At 56.3% G+C, this 21381-nt stretch carries 20 protein-coding genes; 8 read left to right on the top strand and 12 right to left on the bottom strand.

Annotated features, from left to right (window positions below):
- Position 1: 1 nt before the first annotated feature.
- Complete coding sequence (locus tag ACL2XG_RS00850; RefSeq protein WP_410014556.1) at positions 2–979, bottom strand: SIS domain-containing protein; 978 nt, start codon at positions 977–979, stop codon at positions 2–4.
- A 3-nt stretch (positions 980–982) separates the two neighbouring features.
- Entirely contained in the window at positions 983–1762 is a 780-nt protein-coding gene (locus ACL2XG_RS00845; RefSeq protein WP_413723461.1) for an ABC transporter substrate-binding protein, read from the bottom strand.
- Positions 1763–1998: 236 nt separating this feature from the next.
- Between ACL2XG_RS00845 and ACL2XG_RS00840 the strand changes: the two genes are divergently transcribed.
- Positions 1999–2742 carry a GntR family transcriptional regulator gene (locus ACL2XG_RS00840; RefSeq protein ID WP_413723138.1) on the top strand — a complete coding sequence of 248 codons (744 nt, stop codon included), beginning with the start codon at positions 1999–2001 and terminating at the stop codon, positions 2740–2742.
- Positions 2743–2908: 166 nt separating this feature from the next.
- On the opposite strand, the gene ACL2XG_RS00835 is transcribed toward ACL2XG_RS00840, so the two are convergent.
- Positions 2909–3823 carry a LysR substrate-binding domain-containing protein gene (locus ACL2XG_RS00835; RefSeq protein WP_410014554.1) on the bottom strand — a complete coding sequence of 305 codons (915 nt, stop codon included), beginning with the start codon at positions 3821–3823 and terminating at the stop codon, positions 2909–2911.
- A 331-nt stretch (positions 3824–4154) separates the two neighbouring features.
- Between ACL2XG_RS00835 and ACL2XG_RS00830 the strand changes: the two genes are divergently transcribed.
- From ACL2XG_RS00830 to ACL2XG_RS00815, 4 genes are all read left to right on the top strand, one after another.
- Positions 4155–4562, top strand: a complete 408-nt coding sequence (locus tag ACL2XG_RS00830) for a DoxX family protein (protein WP_413723139.1) — start codon at positions 4155–4157, stop codon at positions 4560–4562.
- 11 nt (positions 4563–4573) lie between these two features.
- Positions 4574–5551, top strand: coding sequence for a glutathione S-transferase family protein (locus tag ACL2XG_RS00825; protein WP_413723140.1), 978 nt, complete (start codon positions 4574–4576; stop codon positions 5549–5551).
- Complete coding sequence (locus tag ACL2XG_RS00820; RefSeq protein WP_413723141.1) at positions 5548–6159, top strand: alpha/beta hydrolase; 612 nt, start codon at positions 5548–5550, stop codon at positions 6157–6159. The genes ACL2XG_RS00825 and ACL2XG_RS00820 overlap by 4 nt, the downstream gene beginning before the upstream one ends.
- A gap of 252 nt (positions 6160–6411) precedes the next feature.
- The gene (locus ACL2XG_RS00815; protein WP_413723142.1) at positions 6412–6849 is read left to right on the top strand and encodes a hypothetical protein; all 438 of its coding nucleotides are present in this window, start codon (positions 6412–6414) and stop codon (positions 6847–6849) included.
- Positions 6850–7052: 203 nt separating this feature from the next.
- Here the strand turns inward: ACL2XG_RS00815 and ACL2XG_RS00810 are convergent, their stop codons facing one another.
- Entirely contained in the window at positions 7053–7559 is a 507-nt protein-coding gene (locus ACL2XG_RS00810; protein WP_413723143.1) for a phenolic acid decarboxylase, read from the bottom strand.
- Positions 7560–7655: 96 nt separating this feature from the next.
- Here ACL2XG_RS00810 and ACL2XG_RS00805 point away from each other — a divergent pair, with 96 nt between their 5' ends.
- Complete coding sequence (locus ACL2XG_RS00805) at positions 7656–8546, top strand: LysR family transcriptional regulator (protein WP_413723144.1); 891 nt, start codon at positions 7656–7658, stop codon at positions 8544–8546.
- Between the two features lie 42 nt (positions 8547–8588).
- Here the strand turns inward: ACL2XG_RS00805 and ACL2XG_RS00800 are convergent, their stop codons facing one another.
- From ACL2XG_RS00800 to ACL2XG_RS00780, 5 genes are all read right to left on the bottom strand, one after another.
- Positions 8589–9569, bottom strand: a complete 981-nt coding sequence (locus ACL2XG_RS00800; protein ID WP_413723145.1) for a LacI family DNA-binding transcriptional regulator — start codon at positions 9567–9569, stop codon at positions 8589–8591.
- Between the two features lie 108 nt (positions 9570–9677).
- On the bottom strand, positions 9678–10829 hold the full coding sequence (locus ACL2XG_RS00795; protein ID WP_413723146.1) for a Gfo/Idh/MocA family protein: 1152 nt from the start codon (positions 10827–10829) through the stop codon (positions 9678–9680).
- Positions 10822–11895: a sugar phosphate isomerase/epimerase family protein gene (locus tag ACL2XG_RS00790; protein ID WP_413723147.1), complete on the bottom strand. Its 1074-nt coding sequence runs from the start codon at positions 11893–11895 to the stop codon at positions 10822–10824. The genes ACL2XG_RS00795 and ACL2XG_RS00790 overlap by 8 nt, the downstream gene beginning before the upstream one ends.
- A 14-nt stretch (positions 11896–11909) precedes the next feature.
- Positions 11910–13151, bottom strand: a complete 1242-nt coding sequence (locus ACL2XG_RS00785) for an MFS transporter (protein ID WP_413723148.1) — start codon at positions 13149–13151, stop codon at positions 11910–11912.
- A 137-nt stretch (positions 13152–13288) separates the two neighbouring features.
- Positions 13289–13921, bottom strand: coding sequence for a TetR family transcriptional regulator (locus ACL2XG_RS00780; RefSeq protein WP_410014531.1), 633 nt, complete (start codon positions 13919–13921; stop codon positions 13289–13291).
- Between the two features lie 137 nt (positions 13922–14058).
- Between ACL2XG_RS00780 and ACL2XG_RS00775 the strand changes: the two genes are divergently transcribed.
- Together ACL2XG_RS00775 and ACL2XG_RS00770 are read left to right on the top strand one after the other, a co-directional pair.
- Positions 14059–14718, top strand: coding sequence for an O-methyltransferase (locus ACL2XG_RS00775; RefSeq protein ID WP_413723149.1), 660 nt, complete (start codon positions 14059–14061; stop codon positions 14716–14718).
- Positions 14719–14812: 94 nt separating this feature from the next.
- Positions 14813–16024: an MFS transporter gene (locus ACL2XG_RS00770; protein WP_413723150.1), complete on the top strand. Its 1212-nt coding sequence runs from the start codon at positions 14813–14815 to the stop codon at positions 16022–16024.
- Positions 16025–16099: 75 nt separating this feature from the next.
- Here ACL2XG_RS00770 and ACL2XG_RS00765 read toward each other — a convergent pair whose 3' ends face one another.
- From ACL2XG_RS00765 to ACL2XG_RS00755, 3 genes are all read right to left on the bottom strand, one after another.
- The gene (locus tag ACL2XG_RS00765; RefSeq protein WP_410014528.1) at positions 16100–16726 is read right to left on the bottom strand and encodes a TetR/AcrR family transcriptional regulator; all 627 of its coding nucleotides are present in this window, start codon (positions 16724–16726) and stop codon (positions 16100–16102) included.
- A gap of 108 nt (positions 16727–16834) precedes the next feature.
- Entirely contained in the window at positions 16835–18250 is a 1416-nt protein-coding gene (locus ACL2XG_RS00760; RefSeq protein ID WP_413723151.1) for an efflux transporter outer membrane subunit, read from the bottom strand.
- Entirely contained in the window at positions 18243–21380 is a 3138-nt protein-coding gene (locus ACL2XG_RS00755) for an efflux RND transporter permease subunit (RefSeq protein WP_413723152.1), read from the bottom strand. The genes ACL2XG_RS00760 and ACL2XG_RS00755 overlap by 8 nt, the downstream gene beginning before the upstream one ends.
- Position 21381: the final 1 nt, after the last annotated feature.

Raw genomic sequence — 21381 nt, 5'->3', positions numbered from 1 at the left:
CTCAGTAGGGCACCTGTCCCATATACCGCCGCGTCTCCAACGGATGCCGCCGCTCATTGGCCAACGCGGCACGGTATTCGCACATCACGCTGTAAAACAGTATCGGGTTAAAATAGTCCACCACGCTTACCGGCATCACGCCCAGGCCCAGTTCCCGGGCATCGATAATTTCCACCTTATCGCCATACCGGCCCAGGAAGGCATGCGCCCGTTCGTCCAGCGCCCGGGTGCGGCCTTCGTTCATCATCAAAATCCAAGGCGTATTGGCATCCGTCACTTCAAACGGACCGTGGAAATACTCGCCGCTGTGGATGGACGCCGCGTTAAGCCACTGCATTTCCATCAGCGAGCAGATGGCAAAGCCATAGGCATGGCCGTAGGACGCTCCGCTGGAAAGAATATAAAAAAGCGACTCCTGCGCATAGCGTTTGGCAAACGCTGCGCTGCGCGCCTGGACCTGACGACGGGCCCGGGCGATAACCCCGTCGATCTGCTCCATGCCGGCCAGGAAATCGGCATAGCCGTCGAAGCCTTCGGTCTGCTGCAACGCCTCGACGCACAGGCTCAGAATCAGCGCCATCGGATTATTGATAACCTGGCTGTCATCGCCCCAGGCATACAGCAGATTGCTGTCGGAGAAATCGATCAGGCCTGCCCGCTCGTTATGGGTCAGGGTGACGGTGGCGCTGCCCCGGCGCTGGGCCAGCTCCGCCGCCGCCACCGACTCGGGGGTATCGCCGCCGTGGGAGCAGACAATCGTCAGCGATTGCCTGCCCAGCGTCTTCGGCGCGGCATGGACAAACTCATTGGCGGTCATCATATAGCTGTGCAGGGTGGTGGATTCGCTATTAAGAAAATAATTAGCCGGGTACATATCCACCAGCGAACCGCCGCAGGCCACCAGGAACACCTGGCGCAGCCCACCCTGCGGGCGGAAACGCTGTTCAATAAGGGAAGAAATAATTGCTGCAGTATTCATAAATTAGTCGCCATACACATTGAAATTAAAATATTTTTTCGCCAGCTGATCATAGGTGCCGTCGCTGCGGATCGCCGCAATGGCGCCGTTGAGCTGTGCCAGCAGCTTGTCGTCCTGCTTACGCACGCCTATACCGGTGCCGGGGCCAAAAATGACATCGTCTTTTACCTGCGGATCGACCAGGCTGAAATTCTTGCCCTGGGGTTTGTTCAACAGCGCGTCGGTCACCACCGTCGCATCGTCCAGGGTCGCGTCCAAACGTCCGACCACCAAATCGGCATAGACCGCTTCCGCGCTGGGGTAGGAAACCAGCTCGACCCCCTGATCCTGCCAATGTTTCTTGGCATAGGCCTCGAATACCGACCCCTGCTGCACGCCCAGGCGCTTGCCGCGCAGGGATTCGGCGGTCGGCTTGAGGCCGCTGTCTTTCGCGGCGATCAGATACGCCGGGGTATTGAATAATTTATCGGAGAAGTCGATGGCTTTTTTACGCTCATCGGTGATCGACAGCGAAGAAAGGATGGCGTCGAACTTGCGGGCATGCAGCGCCGGGATCAGGCCATCAAAGCTGTTTTCCACCCACACGCACTTAGCCTGGAGATGAGCGCAGATCGCATTGCCCAAATCAATGTCAAAGCCCTGCAGACTGCCATCCGCGGCTTTCGACTCAAACGGCGGAAAGGTGGCATCGGTGCCGAACCGGATTTGTTGCTGGGCTGATGCCTGGCAGGAGAGTCCCGCCAAAGCCAGGCCGAGGGATAACAGGGCAAGCGTTTTTTTCATCATTTACTCCTGATAAATATACCATAAAATAGACCATACAAGATATACGCCTGCGCCGTGGGATACGCAATTCATTTTTCTGTTTTATGCCGGCCTGACGGGTCGTGATGGCGTGATGGTCTGCTTAATGCCGGCCCTTCATCGCGCGGTGCCGATGAATTTCCGATGACGGAACAACGGCTGAGCGGCTATACTGGCCCCATTGCCCAAGTGTAATCCGGACTAAAAAACAGACCATGAGCGAGCCGAGCGAAGGTAAGCGCCGTCCACGCCGGGCCTATCTGCAGGCCAGGCAGGCATTGCTGAATTTATTGAGCACCCCTGAGTTCAACGATGGCGATCAGATCCCGGCGGAACGGGATCTTGCGGCCCAGTTGGGCATCAGCAGAATGACGCTGCGCAAAATCATTGATGAACTGGTCGCGAGCGGCGTGCTGGAGCGGCGCGGCAATCAGGGCACCTGGCTGACCCATACCACCATAGAGCGCCCGCTGACCCAGGCGATTGAACAGGGTATTAGCAAGATCACCGAGCTTAATGGCGCGGTGCCGGGAAGCAGGCTGATTTATTTCCAGGATACCCAGGCCAGTTCCCGTCTTGCCGCGCTGCTGAAAATCAGCGCCGGCGATCCGCTGGTGATGATTAAACGCCTGCGGCTGGCCGATAGCGAGCCGTTCTGCCTGGAAACCAGCTACCTGCCCCGCGCCATAATCCCGGATCTGACGGCGGAGATGCTGGAGCAGAATGGCTCGCTGTACCGGCTGCTGGCGGAGCGGTATCACATTTTCGGCGTGTCCGACGAGGGCACTATCCGGGTCGGCATCATGAATGAAGAAGAGCAGGCGTTACTGAACGCGCCGCCGGACAGCCCGGCGCTGGTATACCGGGGCGTGATCGCCGACCGTTTTCAGCAGCCGGTGGAATATCTGGTGTCGGTGAATCATCCTCAGCGGGTGTCGTTCCGCATTAGCCACCGCTAGGCCGCCGGGCGCTTGGAAAACGCGGATAACCGCTCCGTTGCCTCGGCCCCCCGCGCCGTTATAAGTGCCGCCGTCATGCCTATTTAGCGCTATGGGCGTTATTACCTGGATTCCGCAGCCACGCGTAAACCCTGTTAAGTACGCCCCCCGCTGGCTTTAAGGGATTTTATAGCCAGTTTTTTTCCCATTCCGGTTGGCCGGAAAAGCGGTCGGCAAGAAAATCTATCAGCGCCCGGGACTTCTGAGCCAAATATTTTGCCGGGGGATAAACAGCGTAGAGGCCCAGGGGCGGCGCTTCATAATGTCCAAGTACGGGCATGACCTGCCCGTTTTGTAGCGCCTCGCCCGCCACGAAAGCGGGCAGACGGGCAATGCCCATTCCTTCGGTGGCCGCGCGCAGGCAAACCTCCGCATTAGAGAACTTCATTTTCCCTCTGACCGAATGAACATGTAACTGTTGGTTATCATCCAGAAAAGGCCAGAGAAACGGATCGCGAAAATTGGTGTCCAGAATACAGTTATGATCGGCTAGTTCCCCCCAATGCGAGGGAGTGCCGTGATCGTTGAGGTAGTCTCTTGATGCCACCATGACGATACGGATATCACAGAGCTTACGGGCGATGAGACTGCTGTCATCAAGGTTGCCTATACGTAAAGTCAGATCGAAGCCCTCATTGACAACATTCACCAGCCGGTCAGAAAAACTGACATCAAGCTCTATGTCGGGGTAACGGCGGGCAAAAGCAATCAGCGGAGCGGTAAGCTGAGTGGAGCCGAAAGTGACGGGGGCCGACAGCTTCAGCTGGCCGGAGAGACCTTTAGATGCGTTAAGTAAATCTTCATTCAGCGCATCATATTCCGCCAGCAAAGGGCGGATCCGCTCGTAATACGCCAGTCCTAATTCAGTAGGCTGCAGCGAGCGGGTGCTGCGCCTGAACAGAGTAACCGCAAGCGCCTTCTCAAGCCGTGAAATCAGTTTAGAGGCCTGCCCATGGCTGGTAGACAGCCGCTGTGCCGCGGCCGTAAAACTGCCCGTCTCGATCACCGCGATAAACATACGATCACAGTCCAATCTTTCCATTTTGATTCCGGCAATAAGGCTATCGGTGCGTCACCATAGCAAACAAAGGCCGGCCAGGGGATAAGAACAGATAAAATGATGATGATATAAAGTGCTTTATCCAGGCCGTCGGTTCAGGTCATCACGCGGGGATAAACCTGCCCAGCCTGATTTATATTTTCTTCTGATATCCGTCAAAAATGAAAAAGCAGCCTGAGTCAACGCGATGAATAAACGCGCTGGTGACCTGATAATTTCCATTATGGAACAAAACTTGCTCTGAATGATGGGATAATATCCATAATGGAAATAAGGTATCTTTCTCACATCAACCGACTGAGAGGAAATAACCATGACCGACACGCGTACCGCACCTTATGCCGCCCTGATCATGCGCCTGGCGCTGGGTATCTTGTTTCTGGCCCATTTTAGCCTGAAGTTTTTTGTGTTTACGCCCGCGGGTACGGCCAAATTTTTCGCCTCGCTCGGCCTGCCCGGCGGTCTTGCCTATATTACCATGGCGGTGGAACTGGTGGGGGCCATCGCACTGATTCTGGGCGTGTATACCCGCGTAGTGGCGGTGATCCTTATCCCTATACTACTGGGCGCGATTTTTACCGTTCACGGACCCGCCGGCTTTTTCTTCACCAACCCTAATGGCGGTTGGGAGTTTCCCGCCTTCTGGATTATCGGGCTGATCGTTCTGGCGCTCACCGGCGATGGTAAATATGCGCTTAAACCAACCCTGAGTCAGCGTTAAGGGGAACCCGCATGCTTGTTAATGGAAAATGGACCGCCGAATGGCATCCCGTACAGGCAAAAGATGAGAAAGGCGGATTTGTTCGTCAGGCTTCCAGTTTTCGTCATTGGGTCACCCCCGAGGGGTTGCCGGGCATGACAGGTGACGGCGGTTTCAAGGCCGAGCCGGGGCGCTACCATCTGTACGTGGCGCTGATTTGTCCGTGGGCGTCACGTACCTTAATAGCCAGAAAATTGAAAGGACTGGAGGATGTGGTTAGCCTATCAGTCGTTGAACCCTGGCTTCTTGACGAGGGCTGGCACTTTGGTGATTATCCGGGAGCCAACCGCGATGATCTCAATCAGGCGGAATGGCTGCATCAACTCTATACGCGTGCCGATGCTCACTATACTGGCCGCGCCACCGTGCCGGTGCTGTGGGATAAAAAGAGCCGAACCATTGTCAGTAATGAATCCGCTGATATCGTCCGTATGTTTAACAGCGGCTTCGGGGCGCTGGCTGGTTCCGATATCGATCTCTATCCGCCTGAATTTCAGGCGGAGATCGATTTATTAAATGCGGAAATCTATCCGGCGCTGAATAATGGCGTTTACCGGGCCGGATTTGCCACCTCGCAAATCAGCTATCATGAAGCCTGCAATGATGTTTTCGGTATGCTTGACGCATTGGAGAAACGCCTGAGCGACGGGCGTGTTTATCTCACGGGAGATAGGATGACCGAGGCGGATATCCGTCTGTTCGTGACATTGATTCGATTCGACGCCGCTTACCACGGTTTATTTAAATGTAATATCCGCCAGCTTAGGCAATATCAATTTCTTTTCGCGTTTACCCGACGCCTATTGCAGGTACCGGGCATAAACGAAACCGTTAACATGGATCATATCAAACAGGGATATTATTCCATCAAAGCGCTGAATCCCAATGGCATCGTGCCGATGGGGCCAGACTTGCGCGATTATGGTTTTCACGAGGACGAGCTGAAATGAAAAAATTAGTTGTTCTGCTACATGGTGTCGGCAGCTCGGGGGCGGGTATGCAGGGAGTGGCACAGCTTTTACGCCAATTACTGCCTGACGTTATTGTCTCCACGCCCGATGGCACGTCTTCCTTTGACGGCGGTAACGCCGGTTATCAATGGTTCAGCGTGCAAGACATTACAGAGAATTCCCGGCCACGTCGTATCGCGGAGGCACGCAGCGCGTTTGACGGGGTTTTAAGGGAGATATTCAGGCAGCATGACTTCGTGCCGGGCGAGGACCAGCTTATTCTCCTCGGTTTTTCCCAGGGCGCTATTATGGCCCTGGACGCATTGGTCACAAACCGGCTGCCACTGATTGCGGTTGTGGCTTTTTCCGGACGCTTATCTTCCCCTGAGCCCTGGAGCGGGCAAATACACGCAAAAGCGCTTCTTATCCATGGTACGTCGGATGCCGTAATACCCTGGCGGGAAAGCGAAAATGCCTGCGTCCGGCTGAGAGATGCGGGTATCGAGGTCGAAACGCTTTTCGAACCCGGGATATCACATACCATTTCTGCATCGGGTATAAAAAAAGCGGCTGAGTATATCGCCCGGCGCTTCAATTTAAACGGATGATTTGTATTCCCCCAGTATGTCTGAAAACGTGCCGGACCCGCTCTCTTCTGATAAGAAGCCTGTCAGAAGACGCAGTGTAGTTTGGCAAAATTTTCAGGGAATATTGAGTTACAGGTAAGAAATCTTTAATGAAAATTCCGGTAAATAGCTTTATCAGAGACTAACGAGTTTGATGAAAACGCTTAGACTTGTTTGCCACGAACTTAACATTTAATCCTGTTTTCGCGCTATGCTCACTTAAGGGCCCAGAGGATGAATACTTTTGAGTTTTCCATTAAATCCGAATCGATAAGCTTTCTCTGGCAAGGAGGGGATCGCGCGATAAAAATCCCGGCAGGTTATGCTCATGCCGCCAAACACCTGTTTAAATCAGGAATGCTCACTGCCTATGACCTGGAAATGTTGATTTATCGCATTGAAGAGATGATTGAATCCGATAAAGGTCTATTTCCCGTGAACGGCGGCGCGTTGTGCCAAGATGAATTAATGAAAGAGGTGAGTAGTATTTACCTCGATGGGTCTAACGTCATTTTACCATCAGAGATTGAAGCGGCGTTCAACACGCTGGCGGATAGGTTGTCCTATTCTGAAATTGTTATCTCCCCTGAAAAAATCCCCTGCCTTACGTATTTTGTCTTTATCAGGGAAATGACTCATCATTTCCACATAGACAAGATAACCATACTATAACCTCATTTAAAGCTCGCATTTAAGGCAACGCTTTTTAGCTGCTTTGGACGTATACACACCTTAATGCGACGGTATCGGCGTTTTGCCAGAATCCAGCGCTTGGGCCTACTATGCAGGTAGTATTTCGTTATTTCGCCAGCCGGATAGCGAGGAATAAGGACGCTATTTCTGCGTCCTTTCCGCAGGGTCTTATAGCGTCGCTATTACTTTAGATTTTCAGGAAAATGAGCCGGCAGTTCATCTGCCGCGCAATTTATTACCGTTTCGTTATCCGCGCCGCAATCGCGAATAAAGGTTATCGTCGCAAATTCGTCTATCACCTCCGTGGGATAGGCTGGGCCTTGTTCGCGTAGCAATGCCATTTCCTGGAGATGATCATTCTGAAAACAAACCGTTTTTTCCGGATGATCAATGACCCAGCGCGGGAAAAATATGGTGCCGTGAAAGATGTTATCTTCCAGATTGGCGATCAGGCTGACATCCGTGCCGGTGGGCTCTGTCCAGGATATTTTATAGACTTTATTGGCGACGCGAACGATAAACGCTTGCTGATCCCTCACCCAGCGATTCCCTACAATCCCGCTATGGATGCGATAGTCAAGAGTAGCGGCGTTTTTGACATAAATTTCATAATTCCAGCCATTATCATAGGTATACACCAGATGTTTACCGACAAAACCGCTTAAATCGTTCTTATCAAAGGTATTCATACTCTTTTCCTCATCCGTTTTTTATACTATAAACATTTTATTGTTAGATTAAAAAACGTATTATCAGAACATATTAAACGAAATTTTGGATTGGTTATGGCATTAAAAACCACCCTGGAGCAATGGGAATTATTACAATCCATTGTGCAAGAAGGCAGCTTTGCCAAGGCGGCCGAAAAATTCAACCGCAGCCAGTCGGCCATAAGTTATAAAGTCGGTTTATTGCAGGAACGCCTGGGGCTTCCCCTGTTGACCCTCAACGGGCGTAAAGCGGAGCTGACCAAGGAAGGCTTCTGCCTGCTTGAGCAGGCGAAACCCTTGTTGCGGTCGTTTTACGCGCTGGAAAAACGCGCCTTAATGCTAAAACAAGGCGACAAGATGCGCGTGCGCATGGCTGTTGACAGTATTTTCCCCAAACATCATCTCTTCGGGGCAATGCGCGCCTTTCAGCGCCAGTACCCGGCTATTTGCATCGACCTGATGGAAGTGCTTCGCAGCGAGACCACCGAGCAGCTGATAGCCCGCCAGGCGGATCTCTACCTGGTGACCTGGCGTGACGATCTGACGGCCACAGGTAACAAACTTATTGAACTCACCTTTATGGCGGTGGTCAATGCGTCCCATCCGTTACTGTCGCAGCCCTACCCGATCATGGACAACGCCCTGGCCTCATGGCCGCGTATCGAACTGACCCATATCAGCCAGGATGCGCCGCCAAAAGAAGCCGTTTCCGTGACGGACAGTTGGACATTCACCACCATTGAATCCGCCATAGACGCGGTAGTCCATGGCATCGGCTATGGCTGGTTACCCGTTGAGCATATTAAAAAACAGCTTCAGTCCGGTGAACTTGTCCCCTTACCGCTGATGTATGGCCAGACACGCTCAACCGCCCTTTATCTGGTTATTGACGAAAACAGCAAGGTTTTTGATAACGAGATCAACGCGCTGGCCCGGCATCTCTCTTTTTATGCCTCGCAGTCATAGCCTATCCTGCCGCCCTACCTTAGCGGGTTATCGGGAGCAGGCTTAAGCACTGGCCCGTGCAATAAAGTGCCAGTTCAACATGACGCGTTCCGCCGGGGCGTCCGGGTTATCAATTTTTTTAAGCAGCAGGGAAACGGCCTGGCGGCCTATTTCCCGCGACGGCTGCTCAATGGTGGTGAGCTGGGGCGACACCATCTCGGCCAGTTCAGAACCGTCGAAACCGACTACCGCGATATCGCGCGGAATGGACAGTCCGGCGGCTTCAATGGCGCGCATGGCGCCCGCCGCCAGCGTATCGGATACGGCAAACACCGCATCCGGGCGCGGATCCGCATCCAGCAATGTTTCCATGGCCGCCTTGCCCGCCCTGCTGCTCAGGTCGCTGGCATACGCAATGGCTTCATAACTGGGGGCCTGCCGGCGCAGTATCGTTTTATAGCCCCGCTCCCTGAGCTGGGCATATTTGTAGCTGAGATCGTGATTGATAAGCGCAATACGACGGCATCCGCGTTTCAGCAAATGCCGGACGGCATGCTCCGCCGCGTCGGTATCATTGATACCGACGCAGGAAACGTTGCCGGCATCGGCATATTCCGCGCACTGTACCCACGGCGTCTGGCCAATCATGGCGCTGAGCTCGGGCAAGGTTGAAAACGCATCCATGGTAATAATGCCATCGACCATTTTGCCCGAGAGCAATCCCAGGCTTGATTTTGACCGTTCGATGTCCGAATTCGAGTTGCATAGCAGGATACGGTAGCCGTTTTTTTCCGCTTCTTCCTCAATCCCTTTCACCACCACGGCACAGAAGGGATTGGCGATATTCGAGACCATCACCAGGATCATGGAGCTTCTGGCGGTTCTCAGTTGACGGGCCAGCAGGTTGGGCTGGTAATTGCTGGCGCGGATAGCCGCCAAAACGCGCTCGCGGTTATGGACTTTCACGGTATCACTGTTATTCAGCACCCGGGACACCGTCGCCACCGAGACTCCCGCCAGTTTAGCTATTTTCTGAATCGACATTACGACAACACATCCTGCGGTCATCACCCTATTACCAGAGGCTACCACAGTTTACTTGCGGCATGAATCAAAGCCCGGCGTTTCTGTCTGCGCGCCGGGCGTCCGTTCTCAATCGGCGACGGTAACCCAGCCCTGCTGCCGGTGGCTTTGCACGATGGCATCAATAACGCGCATCACGCCGGCACCCTCATAAAAGGTGGCGAATGGGCTGCAGCCCTTCGCCGGCGCCCGGCCGTCGCGCACGGCGGTATAAAATTGCAGCATCATGTTCTTGAACGCATCCGGCCAGCCTTCAATGTGCCCTCCGGGGAAGTGCGCACTGTGCGCCACGTCGGCGTTCATCAGCCCCGGATCGTCGCAGAGCAACTGGTTGGCCGCCGTTCGATGCCCTATCCACAATTGCTGCGGCGTTTCCTGATCCCAGGCGACGGAAGCATCGCTGCCGTTCACCTCAAAACTCAGCCGGTTTTTTCTGCCCGCGCTGACCTGCGACACACTGAAACAGCCTTTGCTACCGTCGTCAAAGCGGAACAGGACAAACCCCATATCTTCCGTGGTAACCGGGCGGTCTTCGTAACGCGCGTCCTGTTGCCCGGCGGAAAACGTCGAATTGCCCCGCATATTGGCTTTACGCGTTGGCCAGACGGTGGATAAATCCGCCATGACCGCGGTAATCCGCCGGCCAGTGACAAACTGCACCGTGTCGCACCAGTGCGAGCCGATATCCGCCACGGCGCGGGAGCTGCCCCCAAGGGCGGCGTCCACGCGCCAGTTGTAATCGGTCTCCAGCAGCATCCAGTCCTGCAGGTAGCTGCCGTGCGCCGAAAACAACCGGCCCAACCGCCCGTGGCGCAGCATACTGGCGGCCTGCTGCACCATGGCGAACTGCCGGTAGACGAAACTGACGCCGTGCACCACCCCTGCCTGCTCGGCCATGGCGACCAGTTCGCCCGCCTCAAGGGCGGTCAGGCACAAGGGCTTTTCCGAAAAAACATGTTTGCCGGCGCGCAGGATTTTGCGGTTGATGTCGGCATGCAAATGGTTGGGCGTACAGTTATGCACCACATCGAGTCCGGGATGGGCCAGCAAGTCATCAATGTCGCCGTAAGCATAAGGAACATTCAGCTGCGCCGCTTTAGCCTTGGCGTCGGCCAGCGGCGTATCGCACAGCGCCACCACCTCGACAAATCCCAGCCGGCGGATGGCTTCAATATGGGCAGGGCCGATAAAACCCGTGCCGGCGATACCGACTTTAATCATGAGTAGCATCCTCCCCCAGCCCCAGCATACGGCGCGCGTCTGCGCGGTCCTCATTGCCGGCGGCAAAATCATCAAAAGCCCGGGCGGCGACCGGAATAATATGGCGGCGGATAAAGTCGCCGCCTTCACGGGCGCCGGTTTCGCCGTCCTTCAGGCAGCATTCCCATTCCAGCACCGCCCAGCCATCGTAATCATATTGCGCCAGCTTGCTGAAAATCCCTTTGAAATCAATCTGCCCATCTCCGGGGGAACGAAAGCGCCCCGCCCGGTCGGCCCAGTTCTGATAGCCGCCGTAAACACCGCTGCGCCCGCTTGCCGCAAATTCCGCATCCTTGACATGGAAGGCTTTGATGCGCGAGTGATACCGATCGATAAATGCCAGATAGTCCATATGCTGCAGGTGCAGATGGCTGGGATCGAAGAGGATGTTACAGCGCGGATGGTTATCCACCCGCGCCAGGAAACGTTCGAACGTGGCGCCGTCGTGCAGGTCCTCGCCCGGATGGATCTCAAAACATACATCAACCCCGTTCTGGTCAAAACAGTCCAGTATCGGCCGCCAGCGCAGCGCCAGTTCATTAAACGCCTCGTCCAGCAGCGTCTGGTTATGCGGCGGCCAGGGATAGAAATACGGCCAGGCCAGCGAGCCGGAAAAGGTGGCGTGCGCCGTTAATCCCAGCTTTGCGGACGCGGCGGCCGCCTGTTTCAACGCCTGGGTCGCCCATGCCCGGCGCGCCCCCGGGTTTCCCCTGACGGTAACAGGAGCAAAGCCATCGAACGCCAGGTCATAGGCGGGGTGGACGGCGATAAGCTGCCCCTCGAGGTGGGTGGAAAGCTCGCTAATGGTCAGTCCGTGGCCAGCCAGTGTTTCCAGGATTTCATCGCAATAGATCTGGCTGGCGGCGGCTTTTTCCAGGTCAAATATCGCCTTGTGGTTACAAGGGATCTGCAAGGCGGTATATCCCAGCGAGGCGGCCCACTGCGCCAGCCCGTCAAGCGTATTAAACGGGGGTTGCTTCCCGATAAACTGGGACAAAAAAATGCCCGGACCTTTAATCGTTTTCATTACATCTCCCAAACTCAAACATGCTCTGGCTCTTTATATTTAAAGTAAAAGAAGAAAATTACCGCGATAACGGCGGCGGACACCGCCGGGATCCACCAAAAGGTGACCCACGCCTGCGGCACTGTCTGTCCCGCCACCAGGCGGTTGTAAAGTGCGCCGGAAATCTGCGAACCCAGCAGCATGCCGATGCCATAGGTAAACATGACGATCATGCTCTGCGCCTGCCCTTTGACCTTTGCGCCGGCGACGCGGTCGGTATAGATAAAACCGACGACAAAGAAAAAGTCGTAACACACGCCGTGCAGCAAAATGCCGAGATACAGCAGGAACCGGCCTTCCTCACTGACGCCCAGCGCGAAAAAGGCGTAGCGGACGAACCAGGCCAGCATGCCTATCAGCAGCATGTATTTGACGCCCAGCCGGCGGAACAGCAGGGGGATGACCAGCATAAAAAAGATTTCAGACATCTGGCCGAAGGACATGGCGGTGCTGACATCGCTGATGCCGACATCGGCAAGATATGACGCCGTATAGGCATAGTAGGTGCCCAGCGGTACGGAAATCAGCATGGCGCAGAGCGAAAACACAAAGAAATGGCGGATTTTCAGCAGCGCGAACGCATCGGCGCAGAACAGATCGCGCAGCGCCAGCGGCTGCCCTTTGGCCGGTGCCGGCGTATGGGGCAACGTCAGGCTGTAAACCGCCAGCAATACCGAGCAGATGCCCGCCACCCAGAAAATATTCACGCTGGCCGACACGCCGGTTACACCAATGAATATACCCGCGACAATCCAACCGATGGTGCCGAATACGCGCACCACCGGGAAGCTTTTATCGACATTTTTCAGGCTGTGGAAGGCAATATTGTTGCCCAACGCCAGCGTCGGCATAAAACAGAGCGTATAGCCGAACAGCAGGGCAATAAGCAGCGTGCCGTTGCCATCGATCAATGCCTGCGGCACGAACCAGAGGATCGCCGCGCCGGCCAGATTCATCACCGCCATGACTTTCTGGGAAGCAAAAAAGCGATCGACCAGCATGCCCAGCACAAACGGGGACAAAATCGAAGCGATGGGCCCCGCCGAGAACGCGTCGCCAATCAGCAATGACATATTGTGATGCGCCATCACCAGCCCCAGGGTAACCGACCAACTTCCCCAGATAAAAAATTGTAAAAACATCATCAGGGACAGCCGCGGTATCAGGAACCGATGCTGTACTTGGCTGACTTCACTGCTTTCCAGTGTTGACATCATGAGTTGCCTCGCCTTAAAAAGTAATCGATTACAAAACGTGTTTGCACAAAAGTAATCGATTACAAATTAATTATCCCGCTCTTTATAACAAAATTGCGATTTGAATCACGATAAAACCCCGGTTAAAAACGCCCGGTTCAACGATGGCCAATCCCTTCGAGATAGGCGCAGAACATATCCGCCATGGCGTCGGAATAGGCGGTGATCTCGGCGGCGGTACGGGGACCCGCGGAAAAATGTTTCCCCACGGTACTGAGGGTCGTCATGATCAGGTCGCTTGCCAATGCCCGGGTTGTTAGCGACGCGTTGGGCAGCACCTCCCGCATAAAGGCTTGCACAGTCTGGTCGATCGCCGCCTGGGCCTCATGCGCCTCGGGGACATCCCGATAGAGGGGTGCGGCATCATTGAGCGCCACGCGCATCTCGGCCTCCTCGCATTCGGAGCGAATAAAGGCGTGCACTAATATGCGCAAACGCTCCAGCGGCGGTGTCCCGCCATCGTCAAGGATGCGCCGCAGTAATTCCGTAGTTTGCCGCCATTCATCGCTTTGGAGACGAAAAAGGATCGACGCCTTATTCGGGAAATACTGATACACCGATCCAATGCTCACACCGGCCCTTTCGGCAACCCGCGCGGTGGTGAACCGCGGCGCGCCCTCTTCCTTTAAAACCTGAGTAGCCGCTTCGAGAATCGCGGCCACAAGCTCTGCCGAACGCGCCTGCTGGGGTATTTTTCGTGAGGAAATCTGCGGGTTTCGGCGATGGGTCATGGGGGCCCTGGCAACGTGAAGGTGAATGCGAATAGGAAACATGACGAATTAGTCGTATTCTAAAACGCGAGTAATTACTCATATTATCCGGCCGCCGCAAGGCGGTCAACATCAGCCCTACACTATCGGACACTTTTATGATCACCACACTCTCCACCGCTCCGCTGGCTCCCCTGCTGGATCGCCTGTTCAAACAGGCGGACGAGGCGCGCAGTCCGGCCTGGGCGGCAATGGCGCACGAAGAACGCGAACGCTTTATGCACAGCAAGACTGACTATCTCGCGCTCTATGGGCACCTGAAAGACCTCTGGCTGCCGGTCTCGCGCGAAACCGGCACGCTTCTTTATATGCTGGCGCGCAGCGCCAATGCACGCACCATCGTGGAGTTCGGTACGTCGTTCGGCATCTCGACTTTATACCTGGCGGCGGCGCTGCGCGACAACGGCGGCGGCCGGCTTATCACCAGCGAGTTTGAACCGTCCAAGCTGGCGCAGGCGCGCGCGAATCTGACCGCCGGCGGGCTGATCGACCTGGTGGAGATCAGGGCCGGCGACGCGCTCAAAACGCTGGCCGCCGATCTGCCCCCGTCCATCGACCTGCTGTTGCTGGATGGCGCCAAGTCGCTCTATAGCGACATCCTTAACCTGGTCGAAAAGCGGCTGCGGCCGGGGGCGCTCATCGTCGCCGACAATACCGACTACAGCCCCGATTATCTGGCGCGCGTGCGCTCGCCCGCCGGGGGCTACCTGTCCACGCCATTCGCCCAAGACGTGGAATTGTCCATCAAACTCGGTTGAGCATGACTTCCCATGTTTTTCATTCAGGCGATGCCATTACGCCAATATTCATTACCGGCGCCACGGGGTGGCGCTTTGCGGGGATTAATGCATTATGACTGATACGCTTAAGCGGGATCCCGCGCAGAAACGCCTCATGCTGCTGATGGCGATCTTGTTTGTTTCCTATTTGTGCGTGGCCATTCCTCTCCCGGTCATTCCCATATTCGTGACCGGGAAGCTGGGATTCGGCAATGTTTACGCAGGTCTCGGCGTTGGCGTCGCCTTCCTGTCGACGGTATTGACCCGCGGCTATGCCGGCAACCTGGCCGACCGCCGTGGCGCCAGGTATGCGGTCAGGATGGGGCTGGGCTTTTATACGTGCGGGGCGCTCATTTCGTCGGGGGCGGGATTTTTGCCCTACGCCCCCTGGCTTGCGTATCTGGTTCTTATCGCGGGCCGGTTGCTGGTCGGCCTGGGCGAAAGCCTGGCCGGCGTCGGCATTATCCTATGGGGGGTGGGTTTGGTGGGGCCCGCGCGTTCAGGCCAGGTACTGGCCCTGGTCGGCGCCGCCATTTACGGCGCCCTGGCCGTCGGCGGCCCGGTGGGACTGGCGCTGCTGAAATGGTTTGGCTTTTCCAGCACCATGGCTGTGAGCGCGCTGCTCTGCGCCCTGGGCCTGCTGGCGATCTGGCGCGTGGCCGGCGTCGCCCCGTCTGCGCACGGCAAACGCCCCGCCTTTACGAACGTGCTCGGCAGAATCTGGATGCATGGGGTGGTCGTTTGCCTTCAAGGCATTGGATTTGCCGCTATCGGCGCGTTCTTCGCCCTCTATTTCCTGCATCAGGAATGGCATTACGCCGGGCTGGGCCTGACGGCTTTCGGCTGCGGATTCGTCCTGGTCCGCGTGCTATTTGGCCATCTGCCCGATCGCATGGGCGGCCTTCCCGTGGCGCTTGGATCGCTGGCAATCGAAGCCATCGGCCAGATTCTTATCTGGAGCGCGCACGATCCCTCCCTCGCCCTTGCCGGCGCATTCCTTACCGGACTCGGGTGCTCATTGGTCTTTCCGGCCATGGGGCGTGAAGTGGTCCATCTCGTGGAGCCGCATCTGCGCGGCAGCGCCATGGGCGGGTACGCGGCCTTCCAGGATCTCGCCTATGGCTTAACGGGGCCTGTGGCGGGATTTCTGGCGGACCGCGCCGGCTACGGCAGCCTATTTCTGGTCGGCGGGATTGCGGCGGCGATGGGCTTTTTCATCGCGCTTTATCTCTATCGCGCCAATACCGCCGTGGATGCGCGCAACTCCCGCGCGTCGGGAGATTGACCACGTCAGCGCGTGCGCGGGTTATCCCTGCGCATTCGCCTACGGGCCTCCCAGGCCCTGTTGCTTGCAAATGCATTACTCGGGAGCGGTTTCGGGCCTGGCGGGAAACACCGCCGAGAAGAGGTTCAGATAGATTTGCTGCAAACCCTTATGCGTGGTTTGCCGCTGCTGTGTCAAGATACGCAGCATGGTTCCCTCGGTGAGCACCGCCATCAGCTCCGCCAGACTGGCGGCGGCGTCATGGCTCATCTCCGGATAGGCCTGCATTAGCATCTTGCAGCCCTCCCGGAAGAGTACGGCATCAACATCCAGCAGAATGCGGGCAATACGCGGATTGCGCGTCGCTTCCGCCGAGACCTCCAGCATCAGCGCCTGGTTGATTTCCGTCTCATCGCCATCCAAAAGCCGGTGATCCGCCAGCGCTGAAGCCATATGTTCCAGGTTGTTATCGTTATCAAGCATGAGTTGCACCCGATGCTTGACGATACGATGCGCGATTTCTTCGATAATCGCCTCTTTATTGGTGAAATAGCGGTATATCTGGCCGACGCTCAACTGGGATTGCGCCGCGATTTCAGCCATACCGGCGCCATGGAAACCGTGTTTACGAAAGCATAGGCGGGCAGCGGCAATAATCTGATCGCGCCGATCCGCAATTTTCTGTTGCCTGTCGGGCACCAGGGGTTTGTTTTTAGTTGCCATCAGATCTTAATCCTTTACCGGGGCCAGCAATAAATCTAGCGGTAAGCCGGTCTAAAAGGCAATCGCCAGGCGCCGATGATAGCGGACCGGGGGCGGTAAGCGCCAGGGCTACTGTCGCCACCCGCCGCCCAGAACTTTGTACAGGGTAATCTGTTGCTGCAGTAAATCCAGCTGCGTCGTGATTTGCGACTGTTGCGCGCTATAAAGCGAACGCTGAGCCACCAGCACAGACAGATAATTATCCACACCCTGGCGATAACGCATATTCGACGCATCGTAGTTTCGCTGGTTGGCCGCGGTATTCAGCGAACGGGCGTCCAGTTCGTCCTGATAGGTCGACTGGCCGGCCAGGGCGTCCGAGACTTCTTTAAACGCGGTTTGGATGGATTTTTCATAATTCGCCACCTCGATTTTTTGCGAGGTTTTAGCGATATCCAGATTGGCCCGGTTCACGCCGCCATCAAAAATCGGCAGGGTGATTGTCGGCACAAACGACCAGGCCGCGGTCCCGCCTTCCAGCAAATGTCCCAGGCTGCTGCTTGAGGATCCGCCCGCCGCCGTCAGGCTGATGCTTGGGAAAAATGCCGCCCGCGCCGCGCCGATATTGGCGTTAGCCGCTTTCAGGGTATGTTCGGCGGCAATAATATCCGGCCGCCGCGTCAGCAAATCGGACGGCAGGCCGGCCGGTGTCGCCGGGAAACGCCACTCTTTATTCAGGCGGGCATGCTCGGCCAGACCGGCGGGCAGCCCGGTTCCGGCCAGCAGGCGCAGCGCATTGATATCCTGCCGTACCTGGCGGGTATATTGCGCCACATCGGCCTGGGCGCTGCGCACCGTGGTTTCCGCTTGCGCCAAATCCTGCGAGGTGCTGACGCCGGCATCATAGCTGCGTTTGGTCAAATCATAGGATTGTTGCTGGCTGGCGGCGGTCTGTTGCGCCAACAGTAATAATTCATTGTCCGAACACAATGTCAAATATCCCGTCGCCACTTCGGCAATCAGGCTGATTTGCGTCGCCTGCTGCGTCGCCTCGGTCGACAGATAGCTTTCCAGACTTTTGTCGCGCAGACTGCGCACCCGGCCGAAAAAATCCATCTCCCAGGAAGTGACGCCCAGGCTGGCATCGTATTGATGGTAGGTTACCGGCCCGGAGCTTTGGGTCGAATACAGGTTCCCCGGCAAATGTTCCGCCGTTTGACTGGCGGACAAATCTACCGTGGGCAGCAGCGCGGCCCGGTCGATATGGAATTGCGCGCGCGCCGTCTCGACATTCAGCGCCGCTACCCGCAAATCGCGGTTATTGGCTAACGCCAGGCCGATCAGCTGATGCATGGCCGGGTCGGTAAAGAATGTTTGCCAGCGGATATCCGCGCCGTCCGCCGCCTTGCCGCGCTGGCCGGCGGCGTCCCAGTCCGCGGCCACCGGCATTGCCGGCCGGTGGTACGCCGGCTGCAAGGTACAGCCGGCCAGCGCCAGGGAAATCATAACAGGCACAAGAGCCGGAACCAGATAACGTTTATTCATGAGAGGTCGCCTCGGACTGCGATGTTTTTTTGTTTTTACGGGTGAACAGGTTGACCACGACGACATAAAACATCGGCACAAAAAAGATGGCCAGGAAGGTAGCGGTAAGCATGCCGCCCACCACGGCGGTGCCAATGGAATGTTGACTGCCCGATCCGGCGCCATGGGAAATCGTCAATGGCAAAACGCCGAGGATAAACGCCATCGAGGTCATGATAATGGGGCGGATCCGCAGCCTGGCCGCGTCAATGGCAGACTCGACCAGATCTTTGCCCTGCTTTTCATGCAGCTCTTTGGCGAACTCCACAATCAGGATGGCGTTCTTCGCCGCCAGCCCGACCGTGGTCAGCAGCCCGACCTGGAAAAAGACATCGTTTTGTAATCCGCGCAGCAATACCGCGCCGATGGTGCCCAACACGCCAAGCGGTACCACCAGCAGCACCGAAAAAGGTATGGACCAGCTCTCATACAAGGCGGCGAGGCAAAGGAATACCACCAGCACCGAAAGGCTGTACAGGGCCGGCGTCTGCGAGCCGGACAATTGTTCTTCATAAGACAGTCCGTGCCACTGCACGCTGAAGCCCTGCGGCAATTTGGCGGCGATGTCATTGACCGCCTTAACCGCGGCGCCCGAACTCAACCCGCTTGCCGGCGATCCCATAATCTCCACCGCCGAGACGCCGTTGAAACGTTCATAGCGGGGTGAGCCATAGATCCATTTACCGCTGCCGAAAGCCGAGAACGGTACCATCTGGCCGCTGCCGTTGCGGAAATACCATTTATCCAGATCTTCCGGGGTCACGCGCGATGAGGCGTTGCCCTGGATGTAGACCTGCTTGACGCGGTCCTCATACATAAACTGGTTTACATAGGTGGAACCCCAGGCGGCGGACAGCGTATCGTTGATATCGTCCAGGTTCAGGCCCAGCGCGCTGGCGCGCTCGTCATCAATAAGCAGCTGGTACTGCGGTTCGTCCTCCATCCCGTTGGGACGTACCGCCGTCAGGCGTTTATCCTGCGCGGCCAGTTGCAGGAACTGATTACGCGCCGCCATCAAGGCGTCATGGCCTTTGCCGGCGTTATCCTGCAGGTAGAAGTCAAAACCGGTCGCGTTGCCCAGCTCCATCACCGCCGGTGGGATCAGCGCAAAGGCCTTACCGTCTTTTAACGTGGCGAAGTGCTGCATGGCGCGGCCGGCCAGCGCCTGCACCGACAGGTTGCTGCCGCCGCGCTCGCTCCAGTCCTTGAGCTTGACAAACGCCATGGCGCTGTTCTGCCCGCGGCCGGAAAAGCTGAAGCCGTTGGCGGCGAATACCGAGCTCACCGAGGCGGATTCCTTGTCCAGCAGATAGTTTTCCATATCCATCAGGACCTGCTGGGTGCGCAGCGCCGAGGCGTTGGCCGGCAGGGTCACCTGCATCATCATCACGCCCTGGTCTTCGTCCGGCAGAAAGGACCCGGGAACACGGGTAAACAAATAACCGGTGGCCGCCACAATAAGCAGGTAAACCAGCATAAATACCCCGCGCCGTGAGATAACGCCGCCGACATAGCGGGTGTAATGCACGGTGCCCGAATCAAATTTGCGGTTGAACCAGCCGGAGAAACCGCGCTGCGATCGCTCTCCCGCCGAGGCCCTGAGCAGGGTGGCGCATAATGCCGGCGTGAAAATCAGCGCCATCAGCACCGACAACGCCATGGCCGAAACAATGGTGATGGAGAACTGGCGATAAATAATCCCGGTTGAGCCGCTGAAAAAAGCCATCGGGACCAGCACCGCCGCCAGCACCAGGGCGATGCCAAACAACGCGCCCTGAATTTGCGCCATGGATTTGATGGTGGCGTCTTTCGGCCCGAGCTTTTCTTCGGACATGACCCGCTCGACGTTTTCCACCACCACGATGGCGTCATCCACCAGCAAGCCTATCGCCAGCACCATACCGAACATGGTCAGCGTATTGATCGAGTACCCAAAGGCCGCCAGTATGCCAAACGTACCAAGCAGGACCACGGGCACCACCATGGTGGTGATGAGCGTGGCGCGCAGATTTTGTAAAAACAGCAGCATGACGCAGAACACCAGCACAATGGCTTCAAACAAGGTTTTGACCACCTCTTCTATCGAGGCGCTGACCACCGGCGAGGTTTCGTACGGGTATTCGATCCTGACGTTGTCCGGCAGGGAAGACTGCAGACCGGCGATGGTGGCTTTGACCGCTTTGGCGGTATCCAGCACATTGGCGCCGCTGGCCAGCCTTAACGCCATCCCGGATGAAGGCTTGCCGTTAAAGGTTGACGAAATACTGTAATCTTCCGGCCCCAAATCAATTTTGGCGACATCGCGTAAGCGCACCTGCGAGCCATCGGTATTCACCTTAAGCAGGATATCTTCAAACTGTTTCACGCTTTCCAGGCGGGTTTTACCGATAATCGTGGCGCTGAATTTGGCATTCTTTACCGAAGGCAGCCCCCCCAGTTTACCGGAAGAAATTTGCACGTTTTGCCGGGTAATGGCGGTACTGACGTCGCTTGGGATCAAGGAATATTGATACAATTTGGCCGGGTCCAGCCAGATACGCATGGCGTATTCGGAACCCATCACCATAAAGTCGCCCACCCCTTTGGTACGGGCGATGGGGTCTTCCAGCTTGGACACCAGGAGATTGGCCAGATCGGAATCGCTCAATTTGCCGTCTTGCGAAATCAGGCTCACCACCATCATGAAATTGGCCTGATATTTAGCGACCCTCAGCCCTTGGGTGGTCACCTCGGTGGGCAATTGCGACTCCGCCAGCGAAACCTTGTTTTGTACCTGTACCTGCGCGGTATCCGGATCGGTGCCTTGATCGAAGGTCGCGATAATGGTGGCGCTGCCGTCGCTGTTACTTTGCGATTCAAGGTAACGGAGGTTGTCCAGGCCGTTCATTTGCTGTTCGATAACCTGCACCACGGTTTTTTGCGTGGTTTCCGCGCTTGCGCCAGGATAGGTCACGGAAACCGAAATAGCCGGAGGCGCGATATTAGGGTATTGATTGATCGATAAAGACAAGATGGACAAGCCGCCCGCCAGCATAATGACGATGGCGATGACCCAGGCAAAAATGGGACGTTCGATAAAAAACTTCGACATC

Source organism: Sodalis sp. RH24, assembly GCF_047324145.1.
Taxonomy (GTDB): Bacteria; Pseudomonadota; Gammaproteobacteria; order Enterobacterales; family Enterobacteriaceae; genus Acerihabitans.
Note: the sequence above shows the minus strand (reverse complement) of the source record. Positions and strands in the feature narration are given on the sequence as shown.